Genomic DNA, 14,302 nt, shown 5'->3' with positions numbered 1-14,302 from the left:
ATTTTGTTATAAGTATAACAAATAATCAGATGGAGGAAAGATGAAAAGATGTTTTATAACTTCAGGTAAAAATCCTTAGTCAGTGCGGTATATTCCGGAGTGTATTGATGGCGGGCGATTTCAATAATAAGCTCGTCCGTTTCCGGCTGATTTTCCGGATTTCGGGAAAAAGCAATCAGGCTTCGTTTGATTTCGGTTGTAGGCGTACCTTTAACCCGTGTGATTTTAAAAGGAAACAATTCGCATTCCTGAGCCAGTCCGATAAAACGTTCTTCTTCTTTAAACGGAATGATCACGGCAAAAACACCATTATCCGACAATAAAACCGATGCGGCTTCAACCAAATCTTCAAACGGCATGGCATCTTCAAATCGGGCCAAATCGCGTTGTTCGTTTTGAGAATAGTAGGTATCGGTATAAAAAGGCGGATTGGAAACAATCAGGTCGTATTCGTCTTCGATTTCTTCTGCAAATTCATCCAAAGCGGCATGATAGCAAAACAAACGATCGTTCCACGGACTGTTTTCGAAATTTTCGACCGCCTGTTCGTAGGCTTCTTCGTCAATTTCCATGGCGTCGACCTGTTCGGCGGTACTGCGTTGTGCCAGCATTAATGCAATTAAACCGGTTCCGGCGCCAATGTCCAAAATGCTATACGGATGATGGTCAAGCGGAGTCCAGGCGCCTAATAAAACGCCGTCGGTACCCACTTTCATCGCGCAGCGGTCCTGTGCTATGGTAAATTGCTTAAACTGAAACATAAGGTTTTAATTGTTCAGGTAGAGATCAACCAGACCTTCCGGAGTGTTCAGTACCACTTTTTTGTTGGCTCGGTCAATCGCAACGATAAAATCGTCGATCATCGGAATTAAAATCTCGATTCCGTTATGTTCGATTTCAAACAAAGGTTGCGCGGTGCTGTCGTTAATAGAAACGATTTTGCCGATAATTCCCAAACGGGTATCTTCCACATCGAAGCCAATGACCTCGTGGAAATAAAATTTATTGCCTTCCAATTTTGGTAAGGCACTTAAAGGTAGGTATAAAGGACAGCCGAGCAATTTGTCGGCTTCTTCCTCGCTAGCTACATCTTCAAAACGGATTCTAAGAAAATCGTTTTTGTGTAGCGAACAGCTTTCAATAAAAAAAGGAACCAGATTATTGTTGAATTCAACAAAAACTGATTCCAATTCTTCGTACATTTCCGGTTCGTCCGTGTCTAAATAAGCCAGGACTTCCCCTTTGAAGCTGAATTTTTTAGCGATTTTACCTAAATAGAAGCATTCTTCTTTACGCATAGGAATCGCGGAGTAAATTAAGCTTGAGTTTCTTCGTTGTTTTCTTCAACAGCAGGAGCCTCTTCAGCAACTTCTTCAGCAGCAGCTTCTTCAGTAGCAACAGCCTCAGCAGCTTTAGCAGCTTCTTCAGCAGCAGCCAAACGCTTAGCGTTTACTTCTTGCTCTGCTTTTAACGCTTTCGCTTTAGCATCAGCCTGAACTTTGCTTAAACCGTCTTTTTTAGCGTCAACTTTAGAAGTTTTTTCCTCTAACCAAGTAGCTAATTTAGCGTCAGCTTGCTCTTGCGTTAAAGCACCTTTACGAACACCTCCGTCTAGGTGGTGTTTTAATAAAGCACCTTTGTAAGAAAGGATAGCTCTTGCAGTGTCAGTTGGCTGAGCACCGTTGTGTAACCATTGTACAGCACTGTCAAGGTTTAAGTCGATAGTAGCTGGGTTAGTGTTTGGATTGTAAGTTCCGATTTTTTCTAGGAATTTACCATCTCTTTTTGCGCGAGCATCAGCTGCAACAATCCAGTAAAAAGGTTTCCCTTTTTTACCATGTCTTTGTAATCTAATTTTTACTGACATAATCTTGTGATTAAATTTTGAGGTACACGACCTCTGTTAAATAAGGGTGCAAATATATAAAACTTTTAAATACAAACGAATACAAAACACATAAAATCCTTAGGTCCTGATAGGGACAAAACGGGAGCTATCGTTTTGAAAACAAGATAACTTAGGTGTTTTTGTGATTTTTTATGATTTTATTAGCTTATTATCGATAAAAAACTATTTTTGTAGAAATAAAAGAACCCAAATATTAATTTGAATTTAAAATGAAAAAAATACTTTCTCTTGTAGTTCTTATGGCAGCATTCACTTCTTGTGAGGAGAATGTACAGTTTAATAATCCGTCTCTTCAGGGTGAAAAGAACTATGGTTTATGGAGAGCTGCGGATGCACATGCTACCATTGGTGCAGATGGATCGGTTACAATCGAAGGGATCACGGTAGATGAGCAGGTGATTTTAAGAACATCTTCTTTTCAAAACGGGACGTATCCATTAGGAACGACAAACCAAAGTAACAGAGCCAGCTTTATTTCGACTATGAACGGAATGGAAGATATCTATACTACAGGAGTTTTTAGCGGACCAGCAAGTAAAATTGCTTTAGAAAACGGAGGAACTGGATATACCAATACTACTTCTGCTTTTACATCGGGTGGTTCGGGAACCGGATTACAGGTTGCAATTCAAACGACAGCCGGAGCGGTGAGTACGGTAGCAATCCACTTAAGAGGTACCGGATATGTACCGGGCGATATCGTTACTATTGTAGGTGGTGATAATCTGGCAAAATTCCGAGTGGTTAACGTTCAGGGAAGCGACGGAGAAATCAAAATTGAAAGCATTCAGGATGGAACCATTACCGGAAGCTTTAAATTTAATGCGAAAAACGATAACGACAGTATCGTAAACTACCAAAAAGGAGTATTCTACAGAATTCCGATTTACTAGATCGAAATAAAAAATAAACAAAGCCACCTTTCGAGGTGGTTTTTTTATGAATTATAAATGTCTGAAATGAATAAATATTTGGCTTTTTAAGATTTTAACACTCGGTAAAAACACGCCAACTTTGCCTCATATTTATTGATGGACTTATGCATCGCAACACGCTGGTTTTTTTAAACCACAAAAAGAAGAGTATTTCAGGCAACCTACTCACTATCATTTTGCTGCTTTCGGGCACAGTAACGATAAACGCCCAACAAATTACCCGGTTAAAGCTACACGACGCCTGGCAAATAGCCGAAAAAAACAACCGGTTTATTCAAAAAGCTCATATCGACGAACAGATTTCCGGCGAAACGGTCAAAACCAAAAAAGAACTCCGGTTACCCGAAGTGGAATTGCATTCCCTGTATTCCAGAATTACCAATCTGACGGAGTTTCAAAGCGGCTTTCTTCAGGGAAAACAAGTCACCAAAACCATCCCGGAAATTTACGACGTGTCGGCAGCATTCCGAATGCCGTTATATGCCGGAAATAAAATCAATCATACGGTAAAAATAGCCGAAAAAGAATCGGAGTTGATGGCTTTAAAATCCGAAAAAACGACCAATGACGTAAAGTTACAGGTTGTGGCTTCGTTTTTAGGAATCTATAAAATGATGGTACTTCAGGAAATAATTGCCGAAAGCATCAAAGAGGAACAGGAGCGTTTAAAAGAAGTACAGTCGTTTAAAAAACACGGAACGGTAACCAAAAATGAAGTCTTGCGTGCCGAATTGCAATTATCCGATCGGGAACTGGATGCACTCACCAATCGCAAAAATATTGCGATAGCCATACACGACCTGAAAACCATAATGCAACTTCCGGAAGGTCAACTGATAGAACCCGATACGACGCAGTTACTCTCCGGATTGCAGCATATCGAAAGTTACGATTACTTTTTAAAAGCCGCTTTGGACAATGAAGAGATGAAAATGGTCCAAAAGGAGGTTGAAATCAGAAATCTGGAGAAAAAAGTGGTAAAATCCAATTATTATCCGGTGATCAGTTTGTTCGGAAATTACAGTTTTAAATATCCGAACTATATGTTTTTTCCGCCCGATCCGTATCTCTACTCATTGGGGCAAGTTGGAATTGAAGCCACGTTTAATCTTTCCACGTTACATAAAAACAAAGCAAAATCCCGAATCGCCGATCAGCAATGGGAACGCCAAAAAATGGAAGCCGGTATCGTAAAAGATGCCGTCGAAGATAAAATCTTTGCCGATTATACGCACTATCAGGAAAGCCTTGCGCGAATTCCGGTGACGGAAAAAGCCTTGGCTCTGGCAGTCGAAAACTACCGGATTGTCAAGTTAAAATACCTGAATCAACTGGTTTTGATCACCGAAATGATCGATGCCGATAATGCATTGCTGGAAGCCCGGTATAAAAATACAGCCACCAAAATTGAAGCCGCGATGAAGTACTACGAGCTACTGCATACGGCCGACCGATTGCACTAATTATTCCAATTCAATATTCCAATTCAATTTTTACAAGATGGGAACACAAAAGGCGCCAGGGGCACATCGTTCTTTTCATACATTGATCACCGTAATAGCCGGTTGCATCGTTTTTTGCGGAATCGTTCTGGGAATCTGGTTCCTGATTTTCTATAACAACCACGAAGAAACCAACGACGCTCAAGTTGATCAATATGTTACTCCTGTCATGGCGCGGGTAACTGGTTTTGTACAGGTAGTGCGCTACGAAGAAAATCAGTTTGTCCATAAAGGGGATACGCTGATCGTAATCGACAACCGGGAATACAAGTCTCATCTCGACCGTGCGTTGGCCGATGTTGACCATGCGCGTCAGGATATAAAAGTAATCGAAAACAGCGTGGCCACCGTTTCGAATAAAACCGCGGAACAGGAAGCACAGCTCGAAGCGGCACGTACGGAAGTCTGGAAAACCGGACAGGATTACCAGCGTTATAAGGCCTTATTAAAGGAAGAAGCTGCGACCGAACAACAAGTGGAGCAGGTGAAGGCCGCCTACGAAACGGCAAAAGCACGTTATAACGAGATCCAGAAAACCATCCGGACAACGGCTTTGAATACGAAAGAAACCCGGTCGAAATTACCAACGGCAGCAGCGGTGGTACAATCCAATCAGGCGATGGCAGACAATGCCTCACTTTTTCTGTCGTACACAGTAATAACGGCTCCGTATGATGGTTGGGTGGGTCGGAAAACGATACAGCCGGGACAAATGGTCAAAGAAGGACAAACATTAGTCTCGATTGTTAGTAAGGAAAAATGGGTAACAGCAAACTTTAAAGAAACGCAATTACAATACCTTACCATTGGTCAGGAAGTTGAATTAAAAGCCGATGCGGTGCGCGGGCGTGTTTTCCGCGGAACGGTGGAATCGTTATCACCGGCCAGTGGTGCGCGTTTTTCCCTGTTGCCGCCCGACAATGCGACGGGTAACTTCGTAAAAATCGAACAGCGGATTCCGGTTCGGATCAAACTGGCTGAAACCGATGATCAAACCGAGTTTTTACGGGCGGGGATGAATGTGATTGTAATAGCCGAACACCAATAGGCGATGTCGCAAAATAGTGTTTTTAAGCCTTGGGTTCCCAATTGGGCGATCATCCTGATCCTGATTCTGTGCATGTTGCATTCCATGGTATTGTTAGGGGTATATACCGCGAATGTGACCTATTCGGCCAGTTTTTTGGATGTGGATGTGGAAGATCTACAGTTTTCGCTATGTGTAACCTACGGAACCTTTCTGGCCACGATTATGATCGAAAGCCGACTGTTTAAATTTTTTCCGACCAAAAAGTATTTTGTAACGATTTACAGCCTGGCGGCAATCACGTTTATCTTGTCGGCTTATACCGATAATTATTCCGTATTTATCATGCTACGGATGGTCGAAGGGGTATTAATGGCTTTACCGTGGATTCCGTTGCGTCAATTGCTGATCACTCGGTTTAAATCCAAAAATGCAGTGATCATAGGGTTTAGCTGTAATTATGGAGCCTTGTTGCTGGCGTCGCCTTTTATTATGAATATAGCGGTTTGGTTGCTCGAAAATTACGACTGGACCTATATGGCCTATGGTTCGGCTATATTTCAGGTGCTTTGTGTGGCCTTGGTCATGCTGACGTTTAATAACAATCGTTTTCATAAAAAAATCCCGCTGTATCAGGTCGATTGGGCGAGTTATATCTTGGTGCTGACGGCTATTTTATGCGGTTCCTTTTTCTTTATTTACGGAGAACGGAAATACTGGTTTGATTCGTCGCAAATCATTATGGCATTGATCATAACTCTGATAACCGGCGGATTGTTTGTGATCCGACAACAATTGGTAAAAAGGCCTTGTTTTGATATGAATGTGTTCCGGTATGCGAACCTTCGAACCGGTTTTTTTCTTTTTGTGATTTTTTATATTGCCCGGGCAACCCTTACGATTTGTCATAGTGCAATGTTTACCGTTTGGAACTGGGAGCCGTCGCGTGTAGCACAGGTGCAATACCTCAATGTGATCGGAAATGTGATCGGGATGGTATTGGCGGGCGTTTTTCTGGCAAAAGGTGTGGCGACACGGCTTATTTTTAGTCTTGGGTTTCTGATTTTTGCGATCTATCATTTTTGGTTTACCTTTTTATTTGTGCCGGATGTAGCCTTATGGGATATTCTTATTCCGTATATGTTACAAGGTGTGGCGGTGGGCATTTTATTTGTACCGTTGGTGCTGTTTACGGTATCGTCGGTTCCGACACATTATGCGCCTTTTTCCGGAACGGTTGGCGTAAGTGGTCGTTTTTGGGGAAGTACAATCGGTTTTTGTATCCTGCAAAATGCGCAGGTATTTTTGCAGCGATCGCATTTTACAAAACTCCGCCAGTTTGTATTGTCCGAAAGTCCCGAAACCGGCGAACGATTGGCAAAACTGACCCAAAGTTTTATGGCAAAAGGATTTACTGCAGACGAAGCCTATAAATTAGCCGTCCAACAGTTGATTCAGGCCGTTTCCAAACAATCGGTATTACTGTCGGATATGGAAATTTTTACCGTAATCGGATACGGACTCTTGTTTTTAGTAGTCTTATTATTACTCAATAGTCATCTAAAACAAACCTTCGATCTGTTTAAAAACCGCGTATGGGGTAGTTAACGGCTGTTAACAAATTCTGCTATATTCTTTCTCTAAAAAGCAGTACATTTGAAAATTACTTTTTTTAAAATACTACAGATTTTAAAATACTGATTTTTAGCTATGTACTTGATATTTGATACCGAAACAACTGGTTTACCGCGAAGCTGGTCGGCACCTATTACCGATACCGACAACTGGCCGCGTTGTATCCAGATTGCGTGGCAGCTGCACGATGAAATGGGGAACTTGGTCGAACATCAGGACTATCTGGTAAAGCCCGAAGGGTTTAATATTCCGTACGACGCCGAACGGATTCACGGTATCTCGACCGAGTTAGCCATGGAACAGGGCGTGGCACTGATGGAAGTGCTCGAAAAATTTAATATTGCGCTGTCTAAAGCCAAATATATTGTAGGTCAGAATATTGGTTTCGACGTAAACATTATGGGATGTGAATTCCATCGAATGAACGTGGGAAGTGATATGGCACAAATGCCAATTCTCGATACCTGTACCGAAGTGACTGCCGAATTACTAAAATTGCCCGGAGGTAGAGGAGGGCGCTACAAACTGCCTACACTAACGGAGTTGCACCAATACCTTTTTGGAGTGCCTTTTTCCGAAGCGCACAATGCGACTGCCGACGTTGAGGCGACGACACGCTGTTTCCTTGAACTGATCAAACGGGAAGTGTTTACTAAAGAAGAACTGGATGTTGATCCGGAGTACTTCTTTAACTTCCGTCAGAGCAATCCGGGCGAAATCAAACTGATCGGTTTAAAGCACATCAACCTAAAAGCGGCTTCCGACGAAATCCGGAAGCGTTTGCAACAGCAAGAAGGAGGAAACCGTCAAACCGTTTCGGAAGAAGGTAAAAAAGAGCTTAAAGATGCGGCGTTCGCCCATTTGCACAATCATACCCAATTTTCGGTATTACAGTCAACGATCGGGATTAACGACCTGGTAAAAGAAGCTGTAAAATTTAAAATGCCGGCTGTCGCGATGACCGATACCGGTAACATGATGGGAGCTTTTCAGTTTGTGAGTGCGGTGTTAAACCACAACAAAGCAGCGGCGGCCAAAAATAAAGAAGCCGAAGAAAAAGGAGAAGAACCAACCGAAACGGAAGTAAAACCGATTGTAGGTTGTGAATTCTATATTTGCGAAAATCATAAAGATAAAACCAAAAAAGACAACGGCTATCAGGTGGTTTTCCTGGCTAAAAATAAAAAAGGCTACCACAACCTGGCTAAAATGTCGTCGATAGCCTATACTAGTGGATTTTATTATGTGCCAAGGATCGACAAAACGGTAGTCGAACAATACAAAGAAGATATTATCGTGTTAACCGGTAACCTTTACGGAGAAGTACCGAGTAAAATTTTAAATATTGGAGAAAACCAGGCCGAAGAGGCTTTGATCTGGTGGAAAGAACAATTTGGTGCCGATTTTTACATTGAGGTGATGCGCCACAATCAGGAAGATGAAAACCGGGTAAACCAAACCTTGATTTCATTTTCGAAAAAACACGACATCAAACTCGTTGCAACCAACAATACCTATTATGCGGCCAAAGAAGATGCCAATGCCCACGATATTTTACTTTGTGTAAAAGACGGGGAAAAGCAGGCTACGCCAATTGGTAGGGGACGTGGTTATCGCTACGGATTACCGAATCAGGAATACTATTTCAAATCGGGAGACGAAATGAAAAAGCTTTTCGCCGATCTGCCGGAAGCGATTGTTTCGATTCAGGAGATTGTCGATAAGATTGAACCGTATTCCCTTTACCGCGACGTACTACTTCCAAAATTCGATATCCCGGAAGAATTCCAGGTGGCCGAAGACGAAGAAGATGGTGGAAAACGAGGTGAAAATAAATTTCTACGTCACCTGACGTATGTTGGAGCAGCAAAACGCTACGAAGAAATAACCGACGACATTCGCGAACGACTGGATTTCGAATTATTAACGATTGAAAAAACCGGTTATCCGGGTTACTTTTTGATCGTACAGGATTTTATTGCCGAAGCCCGAAACCTCGATGTATCCGTAGGACCCGGTCGTGGATCGGCAGCGGGATCGGCGGTAGCGTATTGTCTTGGAATTACCAATATTGACCCGATTAAATACGACCTTCTTTTTGAGCGTTTCTTAAATCCCGACCGTGTATCCATGCCCGATATCGATATCGATTTCGACGACGAGGGTCGTGGTCGTGTTATGGAATACGTAATCAATAAATACGGATCGAATCAGGTGGCTCAGATCATTACCTATGGTAAAATGGCAACCAAATCGGCGATCCGGGATACGGCGCGGGTATTGGACTTACCGTTGTTTGAAGCCGATCGTATTGCGAAGCTGATTCCGGGAATGATGCCATCCAAATGGAACCTGGCGCGTTTCCTGGCGGAAGAAGAAGATCAGGTTAAAAAAGCCCTGAAATCATCGGATGAATTTGACCGCGTTAAAGAGTTGATCGCGATTGCAAAAGAACAGGATCTGGCTGGTGAAACCATTCAACAGGCCAAAATGCTGGAAGGATCGTTGCGAAATACCGGGATTCACGCTTGTGGGGTAATTATCACGCCGGACGATATCACGAATTTCGTACCGGTTACCACGGCTAAAGATTCCGATTTATATGTAACCCAGTTTGACAACTCCGTAGCCGAAAGTGCCGGATTGTTAAAAATGGACTTCCTGGGTCTGAAGACCCTTACATTGATTAAAGACACCGTAAAATTGGTGAAATACCGAACCGGAACCGAACTGGATCCGGAGAATTTCCCGATCGACGATGTGAAAACATACGAACTGTTCCAGCGTGGTGAAACCGTAGGAATCTTCCAATACGAGTCACCCGGAATGCAGAAATACATGAAGGAGCTAAAACCAACCGTTTTTGCCGACCTTATTGCGATGAATGCCTTGTATCGTCCCGGACCGTTGGAATATATCCCGTCGTTTATCCGCCGTAAAAACGGAGACGAACCGATCGAATACGATTTGGATGCCTGCGAAGAATACTTAGGGGAAACCTATGGTATTACGGTATATCAGGAGCAGGTAATGCTACTGTCGCAAAAACTGGCGAACTTCTCCAAAGGTGATGCCGACGTATTGCGTAAGGCGATGGGTAAAAAACAAAAAGAGGTACTGGACAAAATGAAATCCAAATTTATCGATCAGGCGGTAGCCAATGGGCACGACGCGGTAAAATTGGATAAGATTTGGAAAGACTGGGAAGCATTTGCAAGTTACGCCTTTAACAAATCCCACTCGACCTGTTATGCCTGGATTGCGTATCAGACGGCTTATTTAAAAGCGCATTACCCGGCCGAATATATGGCGGCGGTACTGTCGAATAACATGAACGATATCAAACAGGTATCCTTCTTTATGGAAGAGTGTAAGCGAATGGGATTACAGGTATTGGGACCGGATGTAAACGAATCCTATTATAAATTTACGGTAAACGAAGACTATGCCGTTCGTTTCGGAATGGGAGCGATCAAAGGTGTTGGAGGAGGTGCCGTAAACACGATTGTCGATTGTCGAAAAGACGGTAAATACCGATCGATATTCGACTTGGCAAAGCGAATCGATTTACGGGCGGCCAATAAAAAAGCCTTTGAAAACCTGGCACTGGCCGGAGGATTCGACTGTTTTGCTATAACCCACCGGGCGCAGTATTTCCATACGGATGGGGATAACCTGACGTTTTTGGAAAAAGCGATCCGCTATGGTGCGAAATTTCAGGAAAATGAAAACTCATCACAGGTAAGTCTTTTTGGAGAAGCCAGTGATGTACAGATTCCGGAACCGGTAGTACCGCCATGTGAAGAATGGAGTACGATGGAAAAGCTGGCGAAGGAAAAAGAAGTAGTAGGGATTTATATTTCGGGTCATCCATTGGACGATTATAAATTTGAAGTGAAATATTTCTGTAATGCGAGTCTGGACACCTTAAAAAATATGGAACAGCATGTTGGGAAAAACCTGAGCTTTGGTGGAATTGTAACTGGAGTAGAACACCGCGTGGCCAAAAACGGAATGGGATTTGCCAGTTTTAACCTCGAAGGCTATGATGAGAGTTACCGATTTTCGATGTTCCGGGAAGATTATCTGAAATACCGTCATTTTCTGGTGGCGAACTACTTTATGTATTTTAAAATTAATATCAAAGAAGGTTGGGTGAATAAAGAAGGCAAACGTACAGAACCGAGAATTCAGTTTTTGGATATCAAACCGTTACAGGATGTATTGGCGTCTTTTGCTAAAAAACTGATCATCCAGATGAATATAACGGAGTTACAGCAAAATCTGATTGCTGAATTGAACGAGATTTTCCAGATGAACCGCGGCGATCACAGTGTGACTTTTGAAGTGATGGAACTTGAGAAAGTCAAGCGTGTCGTAGAAGCACCGCCGGTGGTTGAAGAGGATACTGCTGCCGATGAGGTTTTGGAGGAGGCCGAAATAGATATCCCGGAAGAAAAAGAAGAAATCCGGGTAGTAACCAAATTAAGTATGCCGAGTCGGAAGTTAAAAGTGAATATTTCGGGCGAATTGTTACAGGAACTCGAAAAGATGCAACTAAATTTCAGACTGAATTAAGAACAGATCTTTCATTTTCGAATATTCGATTTGAATTTCCTTAAAAAAATGTGAAATCGATTTTAACAATTCGGACATAATGAAAACTGATTTTAAGGCGTTTTAAAAGTGAAAATAAAAAGCTACTTTTGTAACTAATAAATCCTAAAAGAAAATAAAATGGCACAAGCAATAACAGATGCTACTTTCGAAGAATTAGTATTGAAATCAGATAAACCGGTTTTGGTTGACTTTTGGGCGGCATGGTGTGGTCCTTGTAGAATGGTAGCTCCGATCATTGATCAATTGAGTGAAGAATATGCAGGAAAAGCCGTTATCGGGAAAGTTGATGTAGATGCTAACCAAGAGTTTGCAGCGAAATATGGTGTACGTAACATTCCTACAGTTTTGGTTTTCCAAAACGGAGAAGTAGTGGGACGTCAGGTAGGAGTTGCTCCAAAGCAAACCTATAGCGATGCAATCGACGCATTATTATAATAATCATTATAATTGTTTGATATAAAAGGCCCTGCAATTTGCGGGGCCTTTTATATTTTAAGCTACACCTGACAGGCTTTTAAAACTTGTAAGGTATAAGGAACAATGACTCCTGTGTTTTATTAAAATGAGAGTTTAAAGCCAATTCCGTTGGAATTAGCCGTAAACCGCATTTCATACGAATCGTTATTTCCTACTGTTTTTAAGTTTTTGTTATAGAGTTCAATACTTTTCTTTAATTTCTTTGACCTTCCGCAAAGAACCGGGATTGAAATTATAGTAGCGGCTAATCCTACATAAGTAAGCGGTGTTGGGTATTTGACATCAGCTGTAGCGCCATAAAGCACATCGCCAGCGGCCAACCCGAGCCCCAATCCTAATAATAATCCTCCAACAGTGGTCTTGGTGCGGGCTTCTTGATAGAATTCCAATGCCCTGATATTAGACTGAAGTAACTCTAGCACCTCTTTGTTTTTAAGTTTTTTTTCCTGCTGAAATACTGTACTTCCTTTTAAGGATAGCTCCTGTGAAAAGGCTATACTGCTGATCAATAATGCTAAAATTGCAATTGTTTTTGTCATAATTTTTATTTTAAAAATTTCGTTATTCTACGTTTCTTATAACTTTAAAAGTTAGGAACGTAACGCTTGTTATGCTAAAGATAGCAACTGCAATCTATTTCTATTTATTCAGTGATCATTTGTCCTTAGTTTGATATTATTTGTATTTTTTATAGCTTGACTGGAGTTATTTACTTAAAGAGTTGAATCTAGTTTTCTCATTCGTTATTATCTCTCCTTTACGATATTCCTCTAGTGTGTCCCATTTATTTTCATGTTTTGTCGATGAATCTGTATCGCCATTATTCCAAGGCTTTGGAGGATTAGGGAAGATTTGCTGTAAAAACAAGCGGCTTTATAATCGGACTCGAAATGTCCGTCTTTGATAGCAAGACGATAAACTATTGGATTATTAAAGTATTAAAATTTTGTTTTAAAAAAGTATACGATACCCGTTAAAACAGGATTTGACTTATATTCGGGCTAAAGTGACTGTTTGTCTTTTGTTGTTCGATACGTCTTTTAAGGCTGTGAAAAGTAAAAAGGGTTTGATTTTGTGTTCTATTTTAAAAAGAAGCTTTTTTAAAATAGAAAAGCATTCAATTATCTCATTATCTTTGGAAGTATGAAGATTGACCATCAAATTGCAAAAATATCGAGTTTTCAGCATCTGGAGCTTTTGGCCAACCAGATCGTAGAAGGCTTTATTTCCGGGATGCATAAAAGCCCGTTTCATGGATTTTCGGCCGAATTTGCCGAACATAAAGTCTATAATCCCGGTGAAAGTACCCGACATATTGACTGGAAGTTATTTGCTAAAACCGATCGTTTGTATACCAAGCGTTTCGAAGAAGAAACGAACCTGAGATGTCACCTGATTCTGGATAATTCCTCGTCCATGCATTACCCGGAGTTGGGGAAAGAACAGTTGTTTTACGAGAATAAAATCGGATTTTCGGTATTGGCGTCCGCGGTATTGATGAACCTGCTTAAAAAGCAGCGTGACGCCGTAGGATTAAGCGTTTATTCGGATACCTACGAATATTACGCGCCGGAAAAAGGTAGTGAACGCCACCACCGGATGTTGCTCAATGTACTGGAAAATGTTTTACAAGCGCCAAAATCGTCAAAAAATACCGATACCATCACCTTTTTGCATCAGATTGCAGAAAAAATTCATAGACGATCGATGGTGATTTTATTTACGGATATGTTTCAGGGAGAAGATGACGAACGTTTGTTTAAAGCCTTGCAACACCTAAAGCACAATAAACATAAAGTGGTCTTGTTTCATATAATTGATAAAAAAACAGAATTTCGATTCGATTTTGACAATGCACCGCGGAAATTTATTGACCTTGAAACCGGAGAACAGATCAATCTTTTTGCCGAAAATGTTAAAAATGATTACGAAAAGCGGGTTCAGGATTACTTTACAAAAGTAGCAAATACCTGTACGCAGTATAAAATTAAGTATGTCCCGGTTTCGGTAGATGAAAAATTTGAAAAAATTATGACAACCTACCTTGTTGAAAAACAAAAGTTTGGATAAATACTTGAAATAAATTCTGAATTTTTTTTAGAAATTGTTTGGAGAAATGGAAAAGGGTTGTATATTTGCAACCGCAATAAAGCACTGGTTTGGTAGTTCAGTTGGTTAGAATACATGCCTGTCACGC

At 41.4% G+C, this 14,302-nt stretch carries 11 protein-coding genes; 7 read left to right on the top strand and 4 right to left on the bottom strand.

From position 1 onward, the window contains the following. Positions 1-53: 53 nt before the first annotated feature. From Q1R07_RS12160 to Q1R07_RS12150, 3 genes are read right to left on the bottom strand one after another with little or no spacing between them, the layout of a single operon-like run. Positions 54-761: a methyltransferase gene (locus Q1R07_RS12160; RefSeq protein WP_300490572.1), complete on the bottom strand. Its 708-nt coding sequence runs from the start codon at positions 759-761 to the stop codon at positions 54-56. A gap of 6 nt (positions 762-767) precedes the next feature. Beyond that, positions 768-1,298, bottom strand: a complete 531-nt coding sequence (gene rimM, locus Q1R07_RS12155) for a ribosome maturation factor RimM (protein WP_300490569.1) — start codon at positions 1,296-1,298, stop codon at positions 768-770. Between the two features lie 17 nt (positions 1,299-1,315). After that, positions 1,316-1,867 (bottom strand): 30S ribosomal protein S16, encoded by a 552-nt coding sequence (locus tag Q1R07_RS12150; protein ID WP_300490566.1) that lies wholly within the window; start codon positions 1,865-1,867, stop codon positions 1,316-1,318. A 251-nt stretch (positions 1,868-2,118) separates the two neighbouring features. Here Q1R07_RS12150 and Q1R07_RS12145 point away from each other — a divergent pair, with 251 nt between their 5' ends. The 6 genes from Q1R07_RS12145 (at position 2,119) to trxA (ending at position 12,063) form a co-directional block, all read left to right on the top strand. Further along, entirely contained in the window at positions 2,119-2,802 is a 684-nt protein-coding gene (locus tag Q1R07_RS12145; RefSeq protein WP_300490563.1) for a DUF6252 family protein, read from the top strand. A 146-nt stretch (positions 2,803-2,948) separates the two neighbouring features. Beyond that, positions 2,949-4,307 carry a TolC family protein gene (locus tag Q1R07_RS12140; RefSeq protein ID WP_300490560.1) on the top strand — a complete coding sequence of 453 codons (1,359 nt, stop codon included), beginning with the start codon at positions 2,949-2,951 and terminating at the stop codon, positions 4,305-4,307. Between the two features lie 37 nt (positions 4,308-4,344). Then, a complete protein-coding gene (locus Q1R07_RS12135) occupies positions 4,345-5,394 on the top strand; it encodes an HlyD family secretion protein (protein WP_300490558.1) in 1,050 nt (349 codons plus the stop codon). A gap of 3 nt (positions 5,395-5,397) precedes the next feature. Beyond that, the gene (locus tag Q1R07_RS12130; protein ID WP_300490555.1) at positions 5,398-6,981 is read left to right on the top strand and encodes an MFS transporter; all 1,584 of its coding nucleotides are present in this window, start codon (positions 5,398-5,400) and stop codon (positions 6,979-6,981) included. Between the two features lie 102 nt (positions 6,982-7,083). Next, positions 7,084-11,586, top strand: a complete 4,503-nt coding sequence (dnaE, locus tag Q1R07_RS12125) for a DNA polymerase III subunit alpha (protein ID WP_300490552.1) — start codon at positions 7,084-7,086, stop codon at positions 11,584-11,586. Positions 11,587-11,745: 159 nt separating this feature from the next. After that, positions 11,746-12,063, top strand: coding sequence for a thioredoxin (gene trxA / locus Q1R07_RS12120; protein ID WP_136404020.1), 318 nt, complete (start codon positions 11,746-11,748; stop codon positions 12,061-12,063). Positions 12,064-12,185: 122 nt separating this feature from the next. On the opposite strand, the gene Q1R07_RS12115 is transcribed toward trxA, so the two are convergent. After that, positions 12,186-12,644 carry a hypothetical protein gene (locus tag Q1R07_RS12115; RefSeq protein ID WP_300490547.1) on the bottom strand — a complete coding sequence of 153 codons (459 nt, stop codon included), beginning with the start codon at positions 12,642-12,644 and terminating at the stop codon, positions 12,186-12,188. Between the two features lie 604 nt (positions 12,645-13,248). Between Q1R07_RS12115 and Q1R07_RS12110 the strand changes: the two genes are divergently transcribed. After that, positions 13,249-14,175, top strand: a complete 927-nt coding sequence (locus Q1R07_RS12110) for a DUF58 domain-containing protein (protein WP_300490545.1) — start codon at positions 13,249-13,251, stop codon at positions 14,173-14,175. The last annotated feature ends 127 nt before the right edge of the window (positions 14,176-14,302 follow it).

This window comes from Flavobacterium sp. (genome assembly GCF_030146175.1).
Taxonomy (GTDB): domain Bacteria; phylum Bacteroidota; class Bacteroidia; order Flavobacteriales; family Flavobacteriaceae; genus Flavobacterium.
Note: the sequence above shows the minus strand (reverse complement) of the source record. Positions and strands in the feature narration are given on the sequence as shown.